We start from the raw sequence: 18,025 nt of genomic DNA, 5'->3' as shown, positions 1-18,025 counted from the left end.
TCGGTTCGACGGATCAGCGGACCAACGGCGAAGCGCGGGAGATGAACGCCTCGATGGCCTGCCTCGCCCGGGCATCCCCCGCGTCGTGCTCCGCCCGGTCCTGCGCGGTCGACACGTCCCGCGTGCACTGATAGGCGCGCTCGGCCGCGAGGATCACCTCCCGGTCGTCGGTGAGCAGGGTGACCCGGTAGAGCACTTGCCGTGCCGCTGTCCGGAGGCGGTGCGCCTCGTCCCGTACCGCGACGAAGGCTTCGCCGACCGGGTCCTGCTGTTTGCGGTACCAGCGCTCCGTCTGGCCGCGGCGGTACTCCTCCAGCGCCGCGGCGAACGCGCTGTACGTGGCTATGCGCTCCTGCCGGAGCGCTTCGGACCGCGCGAACAACTCACCGCGTCTGGAGGCGAGGCGCTGGAAAAGGTGCGTGACCACGGCACCCAGCAGCGTGCCACCGACCGCTACCACACTTGTCCACAGAGCTTCCACGGCCTCAACCGACCACGAAGGAGACGGGCGCGTGGTCCGTCCCGGGAAGCCGTTACCGAGTTGTCCTGTGCCGCCGCTGATCGGATCGAACAATCAACTGATCGGTCCGGAGCTGTTTTTCGGGCAGCTCGGCTCCCCTCGGCGGACGTTCGGGTGTGTCGGCGTCGGGAAGCTCAGCTGTGAACTGCGACGATTTCCGACATCGCCATGTCCGACTGTTACGGGACATAGCACTCTTTCCTCCGTTCGCCTGCTCCCAGGGATGCCGCAGTGCTGAGACTTCCTTCCTTTTCCCGTCCCCCTCGCTCTTCCGCTTCACCCACCGCTGTCACCACGGGCCGGTTCCGGTCTCTGGTCGGCCCGCTGGCCGCTCTGACGCTGCTCTTCGCCGGGCCCGCCGGTCAGGCCGCCGGTCTGACACCGGCCCTGGGAACGACCGGCCCCGGCATCACGGCCGCTCGGGTGGAACCGAAGGCCCCGCTGAGCGACGCGCGGTGGAACGAGCACGTGGCCACGGTCCAGCGCCGCCTGGACCAGGCCGTGGCCCGTGGCCAGGAGACCGACGTGCGCTACACCGTTCACGGTGACCGCGAGCACTGGCTCCTCTCCCGCGTACGGCTCCAGCGCCAGGTCGCCGACGAGCTGTACGCCCGCGGCGCCGCCGTGCCCGACGAGGGCAGGGCGGTGGTGACCGGCGGGCTGATGGGCGCCGGGAAGACCACGGTCCTCACCCGGTACTCCGGCGTCGATCTCTCCCACTACCTGACGGTGAGCGCCGACGACGTCAAGGACGTCATGTGTGAGCGCCGGATGATTCCCGAGGTCGCGGGGCTGACGCCGCTGGAGGCCAGCACGCTGGTGCAGGAGGAGTCCTCGCTGATCGCGAAGATGGTCGCGTCCCGGGCCTACGCGGAACGCAAGAACATCATCTGGGACTTCTCGATGTCCTCCCGTGGCTCGGTCGAGTCGCGTCTGACGGCCATGCGGACGGCGGGCTACGGCGACATCGACGCCCTCTTCGTCGACATTCCCGTGGAGGCGAGTGTGCTGCGCGCCGACCACCGCCACCGCACGGGCCACGAGGCGTTCCGCAACGGCCGGGGGTGCGGCGGACGTTACGTACCCGCCCAGTTGATCCGGGCCTCCGCCGATCCGGAGTGGGGCAGCGTCAACCGCCGCGCCTTCGAGGAGACCAAGCACCTGTTCGACCAGTGGTCTCTCTACGACTCCTCCGGGGCCACACCCGTACTCGTGGCCGCCGGGACCAAGAAGTAACGCGAGAGGGTATGAGCGAGGTCGCCGATCTCCTCACCGCCCTGCGTACCGGCGGCAAGAGCCTGGAGGAGGTCGCGCGGCGGTTCCGCCGGCTCGACTGGCGTCACCCCCCGGCACCGTCCGGGCCCGTCCCGCGCGAGGGGCCGCGCGATGGGCCGCGCGATGGGCCGCGCGATGGGCCGCGCGATGGGCCGCGCGATCCCGGACCGACGGTCCCGGACTCGTTCGAGGAAGTCGTCCTCGCCTACTCCCGCCATGAACTGACCGACGCGCAGTACGCCGTTCTCCTGGCCGCCGCCACCGGCGGCCAGGAGAACGGCCGGCCCACCTGAACCACGCCGACCGGGCGACCGGGCGGTCGTCATGGACGGCTCGGGTCCTTCCACAGGTCGTCGGCGTGGGGTGGTGCGGGGAGCCGTACGGTGTCCCGGGTGCCGTCCGGCCAGCTCACGTCCACCTCCGTGGCGGCGCGGGGGCCTGCGGACCGGGTGGTGAGCTCCGGCAGCTGATCCTGCCGGAGCGGGGCTCCTCCGAGGTGTACGGCGGCGGCGAGCAGCGTGGCGTACGGCACGGGTTCGTCCGTCCAGAGGACCGGGGTGGCGGATGCCGCGCCCAGGGCGTTGCTGTCGGTGGCGCGGTGGACGCCGGCCGTCGAGAAGCCGCGCAGGGCGATGACGGTGGACCGCAGGCCGCCCGCGCCGGTCACGGTGGCGCCGGGGTGTGCGGCGAAAGTCCCGCCCAGCTCGCGACGCCTGGCACCCCCACTCGCCGCCCGGTCGCCGTGCCACGCGTCGTCCGTGCCGCCCTCGTTCACCGGGAGCGCCCAGCCGCCGAGCCGCAGCCGCCACGGACCGGGGTGCTCGCGCTCCGCCGCGCGGTCGTCCTCCCCCGGCTCCCCGTCCTGCGCCACGTCCTTGTCCTGCGCCGGGTCCACCCGGACGAGGCGGATCTCGACCGAACCGCGCAGCACCGAGCCCACGGTGATCCAGGGGCCGGTGCGGTACTCCGTGTCCGGGCCGCCGAAGGGGTCCCAGCGTTCGTCGGCCGGCCAGTGCGCCCGGCTGCGGGAGACCCCGGTGGCGCCCTCGACCGCGATCCGCTCCAGCGGACGGCGGTGCGCGGCGCGCCCTTCGGCGTCCACCAGCGTGGCGGTCGCGTCGACCGGTCCGCCGGCCGGATCGGCGGGCATCTCCGGCGCCGTGTGGGTGGAGTACGTGAGCCGGGCGTAGGCCGGGTCGTCGGAGTGCGGGCGGGCCGGGTCGGCGTGGTCGCTGCCGTGGTTGACGATCCGTACGACACCGTCCGAGGCGGTGCCCGAGACCAGCCAGCCGGGGGCCCGCAGGGTGTGGGTGAAGTCGCCCCGCTCGATGGCGAGGGGCTGTTCCTCCTCGGTCCAGACGGGGTGGTCGTGCGGGAGCAGCAGGCCGATGAAGCCCTTGCTCGCCCAGTACGGGGAGGCGGGGCCCGAGTAACCCTGGAGGAGGGGGCGGAAGGGACGGTGCCAGCCCAGGGTCAGCAGCCCGTCGTCGTTCACGGCGCCGTGCGAGGTGAAATGGCCAAGTGTGCGCGACGCGAGGCGGCGGGTCTCGCCGGGGGCGAGCGGCGTCGCGTCGAAGAGCGCGCCCGTCCAGACGGGCGCGAGGGCGGCGAACCGGTAGGTGAGCGAGCGGCCCTGGATCAGCGGGGAGCCGTTGGCGCCGACGAGCAGCCGCTGGTCGGCGAGGAAGCGCCGCAGCCGGGCGCGGTAGCGGTCGAGCAGTCCGGGCGGTGCCGTGTCGCCCAGCATCCGGCAGAACCAGAGCGGGTAGAGGTGCATGGCCCAGCCGTTGTAGTGGTCGAAGTTGCGGTGTGCGCCACCGGTGAGCCCATCGGAGTACCACCCCTCGTCCGCGTACCACGTGTCGGTGAGGGCGATCGTGCGGTCCAGGTCGTCCTGGCGCCAGCTGCCGCCGGAGCCGTGTGCGAACGCCTCGGTGACGGCCTGGAACCAGATCCAGTTGTTGCCCGGCATGTCGGTGCCGACCATGGCGCCCAGCCAGGCGAGGGTCTGTTCCTGTACGCGGCCCGGCAGCCGGTCCCAGATCCAGGGCCTGGTCTCGTGCAGGGCGAGCGCGATGGAGGCCGCCTCGACCTTGGCCTGGTTGCTCTCCTCGAAGGAGGGCCAGCGCTCCGGGCTCGCCGGGTCGACGCCCGCGCCGAGCCCGGCCGCGTACCACTCGGCGAGGCCGTCGGGGTCGGCGCCGCCCGCGCCCGCGAGCCGGAAGGCGGCGAGCAGGAAGGACCGGGCGAAGCCCTCCAGGCCGTCGCTCCACACGCCGTTGCGGCTGGGCGTACCCGGCAGCTGGACGAGGCCGTGTCCGGGGGTGGCGTACGGGCGCAGGGCCAGCAGCAGTCGGTCGGCGGTGCGCTCCCAGTGGGCACGGCCGGCTGCCGGGGACGGGGGCGCGGCGGGGGCGGGGGTGGAGGTCGGGGTCACGGAAGGGGTGCGGGCCGGGCTCGCGGACGGGTCGGGGGTCATCGCTGCGGGCTCTCCCGGTAAGAGGGCTTGTCACGGCCGCGCCGGGGGCGCCCACGACCCGCCGGCTCCGCCGTGTCCGGCCGTACGGCCGGTTGATCGAGCGTGGTCATGGCACGAAAGCCCTTTCGCGGAGGCACGGGCGTTTCCGATCGGCACCAGGCGCTGCGGTGACATGTAAATCCAGCGGATCGCCTTACGTCAATGCTTCCAACAGGTACATCGCGCGACGGCGTTACCGTGCCCGGCGGCATCGGAACCCGGCGCCGCCCGGTAGAAAGCGCGTTCTCGCAGGCGGGCGTACGGTGACCCGGCAGCGCGTCCGGCGCCCCTCCGGCAGAGGTGCGTCCCGGTGAAGCGGGGCGGGTTGGCGAAATTTGTGTGTGCGGAGGAATGAGTTCGCCGACCGGGGGCAGGAGCGGTACCTGAACGGTCCGCTGTGTGTTGGAGGGGTGATGTCATGACAACCGGAACTGTGCAGGCTAGGGGGACGGGACAGGCGGAGGATGTCCTGACATCCGCGATCGGCACGCCCCGGACCGGGACGCCGGCCGAGGAGCTGCCGCGCATAGAGGACCCGGGCAAGATCGCGCCGAAGGACGCGCGGGCACTGTCCAAGCTGTTCTTCGACCAGCTGCAGGTCCTCGAAGAGGGCACGCACGAATACCAGTACGCGCGCAACACCCTGATCGAGATGAACCAGTCCCTGGTCCGCTTCGCCGCAGGCCGCTTCCGCAACCGGGGCGGCGGCGACATGGAGGACATCCTCCAGGTCGGCACGATCGGCCTGATCAAGGCGATCGACCGGTTCGATCTGTCCCGCGAGGTCGAGTTCACCTCCTTCGCGGTCCCCTACATCGTCGGGGAGATCAAGCGCTTCTTCCGCGACACCAGCTGGGCCGTTCACGTGCCGCGCCGACTCCAGGAACTCCGCGTCGAGCTGGCCAAGGCGAAGGAACACCTCGCCACGAGCCTGGACCGGGACCCGACCGTCAAGGAACTCTCCGAGCTGCTCGGGATCACCGAGGAAGAGGTCATCGAGGGCCTCGTCGCGACCAACGGCTATACGGCCGGTTCGCTGGACATGCCCACCGGCGACGAGGGGCAGACCGGCGGCAGCGGCCGTACCTTCGCCGACGTCCTGGGCGAAGCGGACCCCGCCATGGAGAAGGTCGAGAATCTGCACGCCCTGGCTCCGCTGCTGGAGCAGCTCGACGAGCGCGAGCGCAGCATCGTGGAGATGCGCTTCGGCCGGGAGCTGACCCAGTCGCAGATCGGCGCGGAGCTCGGCGTCTCGCAGATGCATGTCTCCCGCCTGCTGAACCGCATCATCACGCAGCTCCGCAAGGGGATGCTGATCGAGGAGTGACACCACCGGTGTGAACGGCAGCGGGTCCCGGCCTCCTGAGGAGGCCGGGACCCGCTGCCGTTCACACCTGGGTCAGACCGCGTCAGACCCGCGTCAGACCCGCGTCAGACCCGCGTCAGACGCAGCGTGACCAGTTCGAACGGACGCAGCGACAGCCGCACCGCGCCGTCGTCGAGTTCCGGCCGCCCGGCGTCCGACAGCGGTCGCTCCAGCAGGTCCGTCACCGCGAGACCGCCGACGGCGAAGCTGACGCCGACGCGGACCCTGGCGCGGCCACCGGTCGATTCGTAGAGTCGAACGACCAGGTCACCGCTCTCGTCGTCGGCGAGCTTGACCGCGCTGACGACGACGGCGTCGTTGTCGACGGTGACCAGCGGGGCCACCTCGCCGGCCCCGGTGATCCGGCGCTCCGGCAGGTTGATCCGGTAGCCCTCCCGGACCGCGTCGGCGATCGCCGCGCCGGGCGCCAGGGCGTGCCGGAAACGGTGCACGCCCTGGTCGGTCTCCGGATCGGGGAAGCGGGGTGCCCGCAGGAGGGAGACCCGCACCGTGGTGGTCGTACCGCCGTCCGACTCGCGGACCGTACGGGTCACGTCATGGCCGTATGTCGAGTCGTTGAGCAGCGCGACGCCCCAGCCGGGCTCCTCCACGTGCACGAAGCGGTGGTTGCAGGCTTCGAACTTGGCAGCTTCCCAGCTGGTGTTGGTGTGGGTGGCCCGGTACACATGGCCGAACTGGGTCTCGGAGGCGTACCGCTCGGCGTGCACGTCCAGCGGGAACGCCGCCTTGAGGAACTTCTCGGTCTCGTGCCAGTCGACCTCGGTGTCGATGTCGAGCCGCTTGACGCCGGGCGCGAGGGTCAGCAGCTGGGTGACCTTCGACGCGCCGAAACTGCGCACGACGCGGACACCGGCGGCGCCCCCGTTCCCGGCGCCGTCGCCGTCGCCGCTCTCGATCGGGGCCAGTTCATCGACGTCCGTCAGGTCGGTGACGGTGTTCCGGTAGAACTCGTCGACGTCCCAGGCGTCCCACTGGTTCGGGAAGTCCGGGTGGATCTGGAGCAGGTTGGCCGCCTCGCCCGGCGCCACCGTCTCGCGCTCCGCGCTGATGTCGTACGCCGAGACCACCAGGCCCCGGCCGTCGATCTCGACCTCCAGCAGGCCGTTGCTGAGCAGATAGCCGCCACCCTCGCGCGGCTGCGGTCGTACGCCGCCGCCACCGCCGGCCGGTCCCGCCCCACCCGCCTGGACCCCGCCGCGCGCGTGCGGCGCGGCGTTGAAGAGCAGAGTCGTACCGCCGGACGGGTCGCCGGCGAGGGCGCGCTGCGCCGAGTCGATGATGCCGGTCAGCTCCTCGGCGACGCCCGCGTAGGTCTTCGCCGCCTCGCGGTGCACCCAGGCGATCGACGAACCGGGCAGGATGTCGTGGAACTGGTGGAGCAGCACCGTCTTCCAGATCCGGTCGAGCTGTGCGTACGGGTAGGGCGAACCGGCCCGCACGGCGGCGGTGGCCGCCCACAACTCGGCCTCCCGCAGCAGGTGTTCGCTGCGCCGGTTGCCCTGCTTGGTCTTCGCCTGGCTGGTGAGGGTGGCGCGGTGCAGCTCCAGGTACAGCTCGCCGACCCAGACCGGTGCGTTCGGGTACTCCGCCTCCGCCTTGGCGAAGAACGCGCCGGGGGCCTCCCACTCGACCGTGGCGGAGCCGTCCAGGCTGCGCAGCCGCTGCGCCTTGGCGATCATCTCGCGGGTGGTGCCACCGCCTCCGTCGCCCCAGCCGGTCGGCGCGAGCGAGTGCCTGGCGACACCCTTCTCCTTGAAGTTCCTGGCCGCGTGCGCGATCTCACGGCCCGCCATGGAGCAGTTGTAGGTGTCGACGGGCGGGAAGTGGGTGAAGATCCGGGTGCCGTCGATGCCTTCCCAGCGGAAGGTGTGGTGCGGAAACTTGTTGATCTTGCTCCACGAGATCTTCTGGGTGAGCAGCCACTTCGACCCGGCGGCCTTGATGATCTGCGGCAGTCCCGCCGCGAAGCCGAAGGTGTCCGGCAGCCACGCCTCGTCGTTCTCGATGCCGAACTCGTCCAGGAAGAACCGCTTGCCGTGCACGAACTGCCGGGCCATGGCCTCCGAGCCCGGCATATTGGTGTCGGACTCGACCCACATCCCGCCGGCCGGTACGAAGCGGCCTTCCGCCACGGCCTTCTTGACCCTGGCGTAGACCTCCGGCCGGTGCTCCTTGATCCAGGCGTACTGCTGCGCCTGCGACATCGCGAAGACGAACTCGGGCTCCTCGTCCAGCAGAGCCGTCATATTGGCCGTCGTCCGGGCGACCTTGCGGACCGTCTCGCGCAGCGGCCACAGCCAGGCGGAGTCGATATGGGCGTGGCCGACCGCGCTGATCCGGTGCGCGGTCGTCGGCGCGGGCGTCGCGAGTACGCCCGCGAGCTGCTCCCGCGCGGCGGCGGCCGAGGCGTTCACGTCCTGCAGGTCGACCACGTCGAGGGCGCGGCCGACCGCGCGCAGGATCTCCCAGCGGCGGGCACCTTCGACGGGCAGCTCCAGCATCAGCTCGCCCAGCACCTCCAGGTCCTGGATGAGGTGCCAGACGCTCTCGTCGAACACCGCGAGGTCCATGCGCGTCAGGGTGTACTGCGGCTCGCTGCCCGCCGTGTCCTTGTCGCCCATACGGGTCGGCTCGAAGGCGCGGGAGCCCTGGATGACCGGGTTGGAGGCGGCCTCGACGTGCAGCAGCACCTCCTCGCCGCCCGCCACGGGCGCGCCGATCCGCACCCACTGGTTGCGCGGGTTGAGGCCCTTCACCGGGGAGCCGTCGGGCCGGTGGACCAGGCCCTCGCACTGGAACCCCGGCATGCTCTCGTCGAAGCCGAGATCGAGGACCGCCTCGACGGTCCGGCCGGCCCACTCCTCGGGGACGGTTCCGGAGACCCGGAACCAGCTGGTGCCCCAGGGCGCGCCCCACCGGTCGCCCACCGCGATCGGTTCCGCCGGGCCCGCGAGGCCCTCCGCGACCGGGACGGGCTCGCCCGGCGCGTGCCAGACGGCGACTTCCAGCGGGGTCGATTCGGGGTATAGGGCGGGACGGATGCGTTCGTCGAGGACGCGCTTGAGGCGTGCCTCGACGAGGCTGCGGTCGTCGTGCATGAGGGGAAACTCCTGTATTGCGTGGGGGTGCGAGTGCGGGTACGGGGTACCGGGGACGGTCGGCGCCGACGGCGCCGGAGACGGTGTAACCCTCTCCGACATCGCACTGTTCGAAACGGCGGGCGGCCTCCAGTCGTTTGACGCCCCATCAGTAGGCGCGGAGAGAAACCGCAGGCCGCCATGGCTCCCGGCCCCTTCCCCTGCCGTTCCGACGGGCTCGGTACGCCGGTGGCGCATCCCACCGTGCCGTCCGTGGACGGCCGTTACGCGCTCGTATCGACGCCGACCACGGCCACCGCGCCAACCAGTGGCACACCGACGTGACCTTCGCCCCCGCCCCGCCGGCCTTCTCCGTCCTGCGGGCCGTCACCCTCCCGCCCTACGGCGGCAACACCCTGTGGTCCAGCACGGCCGCCGCCTACGCCGAACTGCCTGAGCCGCTCAAGACGCTGGCCGACAGCCTGCGGGCCGTGCACTCCAACGACTACGACTACGCGGCCCTGCGCCATGACGCCCCGCCCGAGGAGCACGCTCGCCACCACAGGCTGTTCACGTCCACCACCTTCCGCTCCGAGCATCCCGTGGTCCGCGTCCATCCCGAGACCGGGGAACGCGTCCTGCTCCTGGGCAGCTTCGTCCAGCGGATCTCCGGACTGATCGGGCAGGACTCGCGCGCTCGGTTCGAGCTGTTCCAGAGGCATATCGAGCAGTTGAGGGACGCGCGCTATGCCGAGTTCATCTCGCCCTCGGCGCGGGGGCTGTCCTCGGTGACCGCCGGGTCCACCGGGGCCGCCGGGTCCGCCGCGTCCGCCGCGAGTCCGAGCGGCACCTGCGGCCCGTCGCTCTCGCGCAACCAGCGCCGGAGCGCCCGGTGCACCCGCTCGGCGCCGACGAGTTCACCGCTGTCGGGAACCGGCGGGGAGAGCTCCAGCGGTGACAGCAGGAAGGCCCCGGACTGCTCGCCGCCGAGCCCGCCGTGCGACCCGATCTGCTCCTCGAAGGCGTGCACGCGGCCCGTGGCCGGGTCGTACATCGAGTTGACCATGATGTCGGCGACATGCGGGAACGTGTCGGTGCGCCGTACGGCGTCGGCCGCGCCCGGGCCCATGCCGGCGAGCGGGCCGCTGTCGTCCGCCAGGTCGGCGACCGCGACCTCCGTGCCGTTCCGGCCGAGGACCACCGAGCCCCGTTCCTCGGTCCGTACCAGCAGGAAGCCGATCCCCGGATGGTCGGCGAGGGTCCGCAGCAGGGCGGGGTGGCGCCGGTCGAGGCGCTCACGGCTGACGCGCCCCGGCATGTCGGGGAAGGAGACCAGGCCGAGATTCCCGGAGGCGAGGACGATGGGGTCGGAGCCCGGCGCCTGCTGCTCCCCGGTCTCCTCGTCCACCGGCCGGTGGAGCGCGCCGAGTACGGCGTGCCGTGCCGCGTCGCGTGCCTCCGCCCCGCTCTTCGTGCCTTCGGCCTTGCGCGGTACGGGCAGTCCGCAGCCCGCCCTGACGAGGTCCTTGAGGGTCAGTCCGTACGCGCACTCGAAGGTTTCGCCGGGGCTCTGGCCGTGATCGGAGAGCAGCACGATCCGGTACGGGCGCGGCGCGTGCTCGGCGACCTTGGCGATCAGGGCGACCGACCGGTCGAGCTGTTCCAGGACCAGCGTGGCGTCCCGGCTGCGCGGTCCCGAGTGGTGGGCCACCTCGTCGTACGCGACGAGGTCGGCGTAGACGGCCGCGCGTCCGGCCAGCAGGTCCCCGATGACCGACGCGACCACCACATCCCGCTGGACGACGGTGGCGAAGGCGCGGATGAAGGGGTAGAGCCCGCCTCTGCCCACCCGTGGCCGGTCGCCGCGCAGCCGGGCCAGGCTGGACTGGCCTATCTCGCGGCCGATTTCGGAGAGGAAGGAGATCATCGTACGGACGGCGTTGGCCGGGTCGGAGAAGTAGGCGAAGTACCCGGCGCGGGAGCGGTTGGCCCGGCCGCGTCTGGCGGCCATCGACAGCACCAGGGCGAGCTGGTCGGCGCCGCCGCTGAAGAGGTTGCCGCGGCTGGCGCCGTCGAGGGTGAGGAGTCCGCCGTCGCCGGTCCGTTCGATGGCGCGGCGCTGGAGTTCGGCGGCGCTCGCCGGCCGGTTGGTGACCATGATCCGGCCGCTGTCCTTCTCGTACCAGCGGAAGGCGGGGAGATCGTGGTTGGAGCCGTGCAGGATGCCGAGCTGGCTGGCGCCGGTCTGGCTGGACCAGTCGGTGCGCCAGGGTGTCAGCCGGTGGGTCGGCCGCCCGCCCAGCCACTCGGCGACGGTCGGCATGACCCCGTGGGCGACCGCGTCCAGCAGCACCTGGTGCCCGACCCCGTCGAGTTGGAGGAAGAGCGTGCCGGGTGCGCCGCCCCGCCGGCCGTCCTCGCCGCTTCTGCGCCGCCGCCGGTCGGCGAGGCGCGACAGCCTGCGCCGGTAGGCGCCGTCGTCACCGACCGCGAACGCGGTGGAGGTCGCGGACGCGACGGCGGACATCACCGCGGCGACCACCACCGCCGTCTCCGGGTTGGCGACGCCCCGGCCGTCGGGAATGAGCCAGAGCGCGAACAGCAGCAGCGAGCCGTTGAGGAAGAAGACGAGCAGCCCGAGGACCAGGGCGGGGACGAGCAGCAGCGCCCGGACGAGCAGGGGCCACACCAGCGCGCTCAGCAGGCCGAACGCACCGGCGCCCCAGCTCGCGGTGACCGCGGTCCTGGTGATCGTGTCGCCGTCGTCGGACTGGAGCTGGAAGTCCGGCAGGATCCCGGCCAGCACCAGCAGGGTCAGCGACGACACCGCCCACACGACGATCACCCGCAGCAGGGCTCTGCCCGAAAAACGCCATCGCCCCTGGAGCACTCCGCTTTCACCTCACGTCACGGCCCGTATCCGCTCACGGGCTCGGCCCCAGCGTGACACAGCGCCCGGGGCGATCTTGAAGCTGTTCCGCCTTCACCCCGGCGGCCGTCCGGCCCGGGCGGGCATCCCCCGTACGCTGAGTGCGCGGACGGTGCCCGGGGCGGGCGCGCACGCGCGGCGGCGGACGGAGCTGAGGTCGGTTTGGGTACGGTCATCACCTGGTGGGGTCATGCCACCTGCACAGTCGAGGACTCCGGTGTGCGGGTGTTGACGGACCCGCTCTTCGTACGCCGGCTGGCCCATCTGCGCCGCCGTCTCGGTCCCGTGCCGCCGCCCGAGGCCGCGGTCGCCGACGCCGTGCTCATCTCCCATCTCCACGCCGACCACCTCCATCCGCGCTCGCTGGCCAGGCTCGCGCCCGGCACCCGGCTGATCGTGCCGCGCGGCGCGGCACGCTCCGTCCCCGCGCTCAGAAGGCTCGACGCGCGAAGGAATCCGGCCGGGCTGCGGATCACCGAGGTCGACGCCGGTGACGAGGTGCGGATCGGGGCGCTGAGCGTACGGGTCGTCCCCGCGCACCACGACGGGCGGCGGCTGCCCTTCGGACCGCGGCGCTCCCCCGCGCTCGGCTACCTGATCAACGGCGAGTCCCGGACGTACTTCGCCGGTGACACCGGACTCTTCGACGGGATGGCGCGGGCCGTGGGACCGGTGGACGTGGCACTGCTGCCGGTCGGCGGCTGGGGCCCCAAGCTGGGCCCGGACCATCTCGACGCCGGACGCGCGGCGCAGGCGCTGGCGCAGCTGGATCCGGGCGCGGCGGTGCCGGTGCACTACGGCACGTACTGGCCGATCGGCCTGGACGGGGTCAGGCCCCACGAGTTCTACGCGCCGGGCGAGGACTTCGTCCGGGCGGCGGCGCTGCTCGCTCCGAAGGTGGCGGTCCATCTGCTGGGGCACGGCGAGAGCGCCAGACCGGCGGTCGCGCGGTGATGCAACAGCTCTTGGCGCAGCTGCCGGTGGAGTCGACCCAGCAGGCCGTCGGGTATCCGTCGCTCTTCCTGCTGGTGGCGCTGGGCGCGCTGATACCGGTGATACCGACGGGCGCCCTGGTGAGTTCGGCGGCGGTGGTGGCCGTCCGCCATCCGACGCCGCTCCCCATGCTCTACGTCTTCCTCGTGTCGGCCGGCGCCGCTTTCCTCGGCGACCTGGCGCTGTACTGGCTCGGCCGGCGCGGCGTGCGTTCGAAGAACGGTTCGCGGTGGCTGGCCGCGCTGCGGCGCAACGCGCCGCCGGACCGGCTGGAGCAGGCGCAGCGCAAGCTGCGGGAGAACAGTGTGACGGTGCTGGTGCTGTCCCGGCTGGTGCCGGCCGGGCGGATTCCGGTGATGCTGGCGTGTCTGCTCGCGGACTGGCCGCTGCGCCGGTTCGCGCGGGGCGATGTCCCGGCCTGCCTGGCCTGGGCGGCCACGTACCAGCTGATCGGGGTGCTGGGCGGCTCGCTGTTCGAGGAACCCTGGCAGGGCGTGCTCGCCGCGGTCGTCCTGACGGTGGTCATCAGCGGTGTCCCGGCGCTGTGGCGCAGGCTGCGCCGGGCGGGACGGGAAGCCGGGGCTGGCTCGGGCAGCCAGGAGGCGTGAGGCACCGGTCGGCGGGTGAGGCACGGTCGGCGGGTGAGGCACGGTCGGCAGGTGAGGCACGGTCGGCAGGTGAGGCGCCGGTCGGCGGGTCCCCGTTCAGCGCAGTTCGTCGAAGGCCGATCCGAGCACGCTGAGTGCCCCCGCGATGTGCGGTAGTTCCAGGGGTGCCACCGCGGTGAGGGACGCCAGCCGCTGCTGGGGGTCCGAGCCGAGCAGGGGGCCGGTCGACAGGCGGACGCGCAGCGCGCCCAGTTCGTCGCCGAAGCGGTGGCCGCCCGGGACGGCCGTTCCCAGACGTTCGCTCAGATGGTTCTCCAGCTCCATGGAGTCGGTGACGCCCAGTCCGGCCAGCCGGGCGCGCAGCGGTCCGAGGTCGGCGTAGAGATGCCGGCCGGCCTGCGGGGGCCGGGCGAGGGCCCCGGAGGCGAGCACCGCCCGGTGGGCGGCCGCCGCCACCCGCCCGTGCAGTGCGGCGGCGGCCCGCGCCCTGGCCACGACCGGTCCCGGTTCGCCGAGCGCGTGGGCGGCGGCGGCCGCGACAGGGCCGGCGACCAGGGCGCCGAGCGCGGTGAGGATGTCGAGTGTTCTGGCGCGCAGGGCGGTCCCGGCCGGGGTGGCGGGGAAGCGGGCGACGGCCATCGGCCAGGCGGCCGGGAGGAGCGCACCCCCGGCGTCGCAGACCACGACGACCTCGTCGGGCCACATCTCGGCCGGGCTGAGCGGGACCGTCTCGTGCGGCCGGTGCAGGGTGTCGCGCCATGTCTCGTCGCTGATCACGTGCAGGCCCTCGCCGACCGCGGCCTCGCACGCCTCGCGGACCAGCTCCGGCGGGGCGACGGTGGCGGTGGGGTCGTCGGCGAGGGAGAGCAGCAATACCCGCGGATCGCCGCCCTCGGCGCGTACCCGGCGGACCGTCTCCAGCAGGGCGAACGGATCGGGGACGCCGCCCGCCTCGGCCGGGGTGGGAACGCGGTACGCGGGCCGGCCCAGCAGCCGGGCCTGCGGGGTCCACCAGGCGGGGCACGGACGGGGCATCAGCACGTCACCGCCGTACGCGGCGAGCAGGGCGAACAGCAGCGGCTGCGCGCCGGGCGCGGCGGCCACGTCGTCGGGCCCGCAGCGCAGTCCGCGCCGCCACCAGTAGCCGCAGGCGGCCTCGCGCAGGACGGCGCCGCCGCCGGGCGGCTCGGGCGAGGTGCGTCCGGCGGCCGCGCCGCACACGTCGACCAGTTCCGGCAGCGCGGGCAGCGCCATGTCGGGGGCGGGCGGGCCGAACCGGACGGGGCCGCGGCTCTCGGACCCACGGCCCTGGGCGCCTCCCGGCGCCTGAATGCCTCCGCCCGGCGTGTCACCGCCCCACGTGCCACCACCCGGCGCGTCACGGTCCGGCGCGTCACGGTCCGAGGCGCCACCACCCGGCGTGTCGCCGCCTCCCTTGCCACGGTGTCGCGGCCCACAGCCTGCCGAGCCCGTCCGTCGCATCCCGTCACCTCCCACCATCGGCCGTCTCATACGCCCTTTATACGGAGGTTTGACACCTCTTGCCCCCGGACTGTCCACCCGGTCCCGCTCCGGCCCCATCCGTCCGGATGCCGTACGGCCTGCTTGCGCGTGCCACCCCCGGGGTACCCGCGTTCCATGTTCGAGACCTCCGCGTCCCCCGCCCAGGCGACTCCCGGGACCCGCGCCCGGATCGCCGCCCTGCTCACCACCTGGGACGAGCAGGTCTTCCGCTCCGTCGCCACGCGGCACTGGCCGGGCGCGGGTCCGGTGCTGCCCCGGCTGAGCCGTACCGCCAACCACGGACTGCTCTGGTTCGGCGCCGCCGCGGGCATGGCCACGCTGGGGCGCGGGGCCCGTTCACGCCGGGCCGCCCTGCGGGGCGTGGTGTCGCTGGGGCTCGCCTCCGCCGCCGTCAACACCATCGGCAAACGGGCGGTGCGCCGCCATCGCCCGCTGCTCGACACGGTGCCGGTGATACGGCAGCTGAAGCGGCAGCCGTTCACCACCTCCTTCCCGTCCGGCCACGCGGCCTCGGCCGCCGCCTTCGCGACGGGGGTGGCGCTGGAGTCCAAGGGCTGGGGCGCCGTGGTGGCGCCGGTGGCCGCCGCCGTGGCCCTCTCGCGGGTCTACACGGGGGTGCACTACCCGGGCGATGTGCTGGTGGGCGCGGCGCTGGGGGTGGGCGCGGCCTTCGCCGTACGCGGGCTGGTGCCGACCCGTTCGCAGATGCCCTCGCCCGGCCGCCCTTATGCCATGGCCCCCGCGCTGCCGGGCGGCCGGGGCCTGGTCGTCGTGGTGAACCGGGCCTCCGGCTCCTCGGACAGCGCCACACTGGTGCGGGACGCGCTGCCCCTCGCGGAGGTCGTGGAGTGCGAGCCGGAAGAGGTGGAGAGCGAGCTGGAGAAGGCGGCGGGCCGCTGCCGCTCCCTCGGTGTCCTCGGCGGCGACGGAACGATCAACCGGGCCGCGGCCATAGCCGTACGGCACGGTCTGCCGCTGGCCGTCTTCCCCGGCGGCACGCTCAACCACTTCGCGTACGACCTGGGCATCGAGAACGTCCACGACACCATCCGGGCGCTGACGGCGGGCGACGCCGTCCGGGTCGACCTGGGGCGCTTCACCCCCGGGCCCGGCGGCGCGCCGCACGGCCACTTCCTCAACACGTTCAGTCTGGGCGTCTACCCCGAGCTGGTGAAGGTGCGTGAGCACTGGTCGCCGCGCATCGGCGGCTGGCCCGCCGGGGTGCTGGCGGCCCTGAAGGTGCTGCGCGGGGAGCATCAGCTGGAGGCCGAGTTCGACGGCCGGCAGCGGGCGCTGTGGCTGCTGTTCGCGGGGAACTGCATCTACCAGCGGATGGGACCGACCCCCGGCCACCGGCACGATCTGGCCGACGGTCTGCTGGACGTACGGATCGTGCACGGCGGCCGCTCCCCGGGACTGCGCCTGCTCGCCGCCGCGCTGGCCGGCCCGCTGAGCCGGTCGCCCGTTCACGCGGCGGAGCGGATGCGGCGGGTCCGGATCGCGGACATCGCGCCCGGGACACCGCTGGCGTTCGACGGCGAAGTGGCCGAGTCTCCGAGGGAGCTGATACTCGACAAGGCGATCGAGGCGCTCACGGTCTACCGGCCGCAGATGCTGCTGTGACGAGCCCCTGAGCCGTGTCAGCCGTGTCAGCCGGGCCGGGCCGGGCCGCGTCAACTGATCTTGAGCGCGCCACCGGCCTCCCGCCCGCATAGTGGGATGGGCGTCTCATGATGCGGCATCTCGGCGTAGCGTGGCGGGATCGCTCCGGGAGAGGAAGTCCGGCCATGCCGAAGGACGCCGCCGTCTATACGCACGGGCACCACGAGTCGGTGCTGCGCTCGCACCGCTGGCGTACCGCCGCCAACTCCGCCGCGTATCTGATCCCGGAACTACGGCCGGGCCAGGACGTGCTGGATGTGGGCTGCGGCCCCGGGACGATCACCGCCGACCTGGCCGCGCTCGTCGCGCCGGGCACGGTGACGGCGGTCGACGCCTCCGCGTCCGTCCTGGACGCCGCTCGGGAGGCCGCGACCACGGCGGGCGTGGACAATGTCCGCTTCGCGGTCGCCGATGTCCACGCACTGGACTTCCCCGACGACTCCTTCGACGTCGTCCACGCCCACCAGGTCCTCCAGCACGTCGGCGATCCCGCGCACGCGCTGCGCGAGATGCGCAGGGTGTGCCGGCCCGGCGGTGTCGTCGCGGCGCGCGACGCGGACTACGGCGCCTTCACGTGGTTCCCGGACGTACCGGCTCTGGCCGACTGGCGGGCGCTGTACCAGCGGGTGGCACGCGCGGGCGGCGGTGAACCCGACGCCGGACGCCGGTTGCTCTCCTGGGCCCGGCAGGCAGGCTTCACCGAGATCACCGCGACCGCCGCCACCTGGTGCTTCGCGGCCGCCGACGAGCGTGCCTGGTGGAGTGAGCTGTGGGCGGAGCGCACCACGGCGTCGGGTTACGCCGCGCTGGCGGTCGACGGCGGCCATGCCACCCGGGCGCGGCTGGCGGAGATCGCCGGTGGCTGGCGTGAGTGGGGCGCCGCCGAGGACGCCTGGTTCATGGTCCCGCACGGCGAGATCCTCTGCCGGGCCTGAGAGCCCGCCGGGCCGCCGCCCGCCGCCCGGCGACCCGAAGCGATCACGTGTATCGATCACGTGTCCCGTCACCGCCAACTACCCTGACGGGTATGGAAATCCTGGGAACCACGTTGCGCATCTGCGTCGACGACCTGGAGACCTCGGTGGCGTTCTACGAACGCCTCACCGGCAGCTCCGCGCTCCGCTTCGAGCGTGGTGGGGTCTCCGTCGCCGCCGTCGGCTGCTTCCTCCTCATGAGCGGCCCCGCCTCGGAGATCGACGTCCTGCGCAAGGTCACGGCGACCATCGCGGTCGAGGACGTCGACGAGTCGCTCACGGTCCTCACCGAGATCGGCGCCAAGGTCCTGGTGGGCCCGGTACCGACTCCGGCGGGCCGCAATCTGATCGCCGTGCACCCGGACGGTTCGGTCTTCGAGTACGCCGACCGCAGAGCGGTCCCGGAGTCGTAGGTCCTCTCCGGCGGACCGGAAGCCTTGCGCTCAGCCGGCCGACCGCATCCGGGCGTCGTGGCCCGCGCCGCCAGGGGCCCGATATTCCGTGGGCGGAACGGCCTCACCGCCGTACCCTGACCGGTGATCCGGCGGCGGCCGGAGA

General features: G+C 72.9%; 13 protein-coding genes and 1 pseudogene. 9 read left to right on the top strand and 5 right to left on the bottom strand.

Going from position 1 to position 18,025, the window contains the following annotated elements:
- Positions 1 to 13: 13 nt before the first annotated feature.
- Positions 14 to 481, bottom strand: coding sequence for a hypothetical protein (locus ACIBAE_RS07420; protein ID WP_399282898.1), 468 nt, complete (start codon positions 479 to 481; stop codon positions 14 to 16).
- A 270-nt stretch (positions 482 to 751) separates the two neighbouring features.
- Between ACIBAE_RS07420 and ACIBAE_RS07415 the strand changes: the two genes are divergently transcribed.
- Positions 752 to 1,756, top strand: a complete 1,005-nt coding sequence (locus ACIBAE_RS07415; RefSeq protein ID WP_399282897.1) for a zeta toxin family protein — start codon at positions 752 to 754, stop codon at positions 1,754 to 1,756.
- Positions 1,757 to 1,767: 11 nt separating this feature from the next.
- On the top strand, positions 1,768 to 2,088 hold the full coding sequence (locus ACIBAE_RS07410; RefSeq protein WP_399282896.1) for a hypothetical protein: 321 nt from the start codon (positions 1,768 to 1,770) through the stop codon (positions 2,086 to 2,088).
- Positions 2,089 to 2,117: 29 nt separating this feature from the next.
- On the opposite strand, the gene ACIBAE_RS07405 is transcribed toward ACIBAE_RS07410, so the two are convergent.
- Positions 2,118 to 4,274 (bottom strand): DUF2264 domain-containing protein, encoded by a 2,157-nt coding sequence (locus tag ACIBAE_RS07405; protein WP_399282895.1) that lies wholly within the window; start codon positions 4,272 to 4,274, stop codon positions 2,118 to 2,120.
- A 457-nt stretch (positions 4,275 to 4,731) separates the two neighbouring features.
- Here ACIBAE_RS07405 and ACIBAE_RS07400 point away from each other — a divergent pair, with 457 nt between their 5' ends.
- Complete coding sequence (locus ACIBAE_RS07400; protein WP_399282894.1) at positions 4,732 to 5,640, top strand: RNA polymerase sigma factor SigF; 909 nt, start codon at positions 4,732 to 4,734, stop codon at positions 5,638 to 5,640.
- A gap of 104 nt (positions 5,641 to 5,744) precedes the next feature.
- Here the strand turns inward: ACIBAE_RS07400 and ACIBAE_RS07395 are convergent, their stop codons facing one another.
- Positions 5,745 to 8,798: an alpha-mannosidase gene (locus ACIBAE_RS07395; protein ID WP_399282893.1), complete on the bottom strand. Its 3,054-nt coding sequence runs from the start codon at positions 8,796 to 8,798 to the stop codon at positions 5,745 to 5,747.
- A 216-nt stretch (positions 8,799 to 9,014) separates the two neighbouring features.
- On the opposite strand from ACIBAE_RS07395, the pseudogene ACIBAE_RS07390 reads away from it, so the two are divergent.
- Positions 9,015 to 9,508 (top strand): annotated as a pseudogene (locus ACIBAE_RS07390) (TauD/TfdA dioxygenase family protein); the annotation flags it as partial.
- A gap of 14 nt (positions 9,509 to 9,522) precedes the next feature.
- Here the strand turns inward: ACIBAE_RS07390 and ACIBAE_RS07385 are convergent.
- Complete coding sequence (locus tag ACIBAE_RS07385; RefSeq protein WP_399282892.1) at positions 9,523 to 11,667, bottom strand: phage holin family protein; 2,145 nt, start codon at positions 11,665 to 11,667, stop codon at positions 9,523 to 9,525.
- A gap of 201 nt (positions 11,668 to 11,868) precedes the next feature.
- Between ACIBAE_RS07385 and ACIBAE_RS07380 the strand changes: the two genes are divergently transcribed.
- Together ACIBAE_RS07380 and ACIBAE_RS07375 are read left to right on the top strand one after the other, a co-directional pair.
- Positions 11,869 to 12,660: an MBL fold metallo-hydrolase gene (locus tag ACIBAE_RS07380; RefSeq protein WP_399282891.1), complete on the top strand. Its 792-nt coding sequence runs from the start codon at positions 11,869 to 11,871 to the stop codon at positions 12,658 to 12,660.
- Positions 12,660 to 13,307 (top strand): DedA family protein, encoded by a 648-nt coding sequence (locus tag ACIBAE_RS07375; protein ID WP_399282890.1) that lies wholly within the window; start codon positions 12,660 to 12,662, stop codon positions 13,305 to 13,307. The genes ACIBAE_RS07380 and ACIBAE_RS07375 overlap by 1 nt, the downstream gene beginning before the upstream one ends.
- A 96-nt stretch (positions 13,308 to 13,403) precedes the next feature.
- On the opposite strand, the gene ACIBAE_RS07370 is transcribed toward ACIBAE_RS07375, so the two are convergent.
- The gene (locus ACIBAE_RS07370; protein ID WP_399282889.1) at positions 13,404 to 14,561 is read right to left on the bottom strand and encodes an aminotransferase class I/II-fold pyridoxal phosphate-dependent enzyme; all 1,158 of its coding nucleotides are present in this window, start codon (positions 14,559 to 14,561) and stop codon (positions 13,404 to 13,406) included.
- 384 nt (positions 14,562 to 14,945) lie between these two features.
- Between ACIBAE_RS07370 and ACIBAE_RS07365 the strand changes: the two genes are divergently transcribed.
- The 3 genes from ACIBAE_RS07365 to ACIBAE_RS07355 all read left to right on the top strand — a co-directional run bounded on the left by ACIBAE_RS07365 (position 14,946) and on the right by ACIBAE_RS07355 (position 17,880).
- Positions 14,946 to 16,454: a bifunctional phosphatase PAP2/diacylglycerol kinase family protein gene (locus ACIBAE_RS07365; protein WP_399282888.1), complete on the top strand. Its 1,509-nt coding sequence runs from the start codon at positions 14,946 to 14,948 to the stop codon at positions 16,452 to 16,454.
- A 164-nt stretch (positions 16,455 to 16,618) separates the two neighbouring features.
- Positions 16,619 to 17,428, top strand: coding sequence for a methyltransferase domain-containing protein (locus tag ACIBAE_RS07360; protein ID WP_399282887.1), 810 nt, complete (start codon positions 16,619 to 16,621; stop codon positions 17,426 to 17,428).
- A 92-nt stretch (positions 17,429 to 17,520) separates the two neighbouring features.
- Positions 17,521 to 17,880: a VOC family protein gene (locus ACIBAE_RS07355; RefSeq protein WP_399282886.1), complete on the top strand. Its 360-nt coding sequence runs from the start codon at positions 17,521 to 17,523 to the stop codon at positions 17,878 to 17,880.
- Positions 17,881 to 18,025 lie beyond the last annotated feature (145 nt).

The organism is Streptomyces sp. NPDC051569 (assembly GCF_044454085.1).
GTDB lineage: Bacteria > Actinomycetota > Actinomycetes > Streptomycetales > Streptomycetaceae > Streptomyces.
This window is presented reverse-complemented; position numbering and strand designations above follow the sequence as displayed.

Bases quoted from the DNA above. Each gene is read 5' to 3' on its own strand.
- ACIBAE_RS07375 (WP_399282890.1), top strand. From the start codon at position 12,660: ATGCAACAGCTCTTGGCGCAGCTGCCGGTGGAGTCGACCCAGCAGGCC.
- ACIBAE_RS07360 (WP_399282887.1), top strand. From the start codon at position 16,619: ATGCCGAAGGACGCCGCCGTCTATACGCACGGGCACCACGAGTCGGTG.
- ACIBAE_RS07395 (WP_399282893.1), bottom strand. From the start codon at position 8,798: ATGCACGACGACCGCAGCCTCGTCGAGGCACGCCTCAAGCGCGTCCTC.
- ACIBAE_RS07410 (WP_399282896.1), top strand. From the start codon at position 1,768: ATGAGCGAGGTCGCCGATCTCCTCACCGCCCTGCGTACCGGCGGCAAG.
- ACIBAE_RS07405 (WP_399282895.1), bottom strand. From the start codon at position 4,274: ATGACCCCCGACCCGTCCGCGAGCCCGGCCCGCACCCCTTCCGTGACC.
- ACIBAE_RS07355 (WP_399282886.1), top strand. From the start codon at position 17,521: ATGGAAATCCTGGGAACCACGTTGCGCATCTGCGTCGACGACCTGGAG.
- ACIBAE_RS07370 (WP_399282889.1), bottom strand. From the start codon at position 14,561: ATGGCGCTGCCCGCGCTGCCGGAACTGGTCGACGTGTGCGGCGCGGCC.
- ACIBAE_RS07365 (WP_399282888.1), top strand. From the start codon at position 14,946: ATGTTCGAGACCTCCGCGTCCCCCGCCCAGGCGACTCCCGGGACCCGC.
- ACIBAE_RS07400 (WP_399282894.1), top strand. From the start codon at position 4,732: ATGACAACCGGAACTGTGCAGGCTAGGGGGACGGGACAGGCGGAGGAT.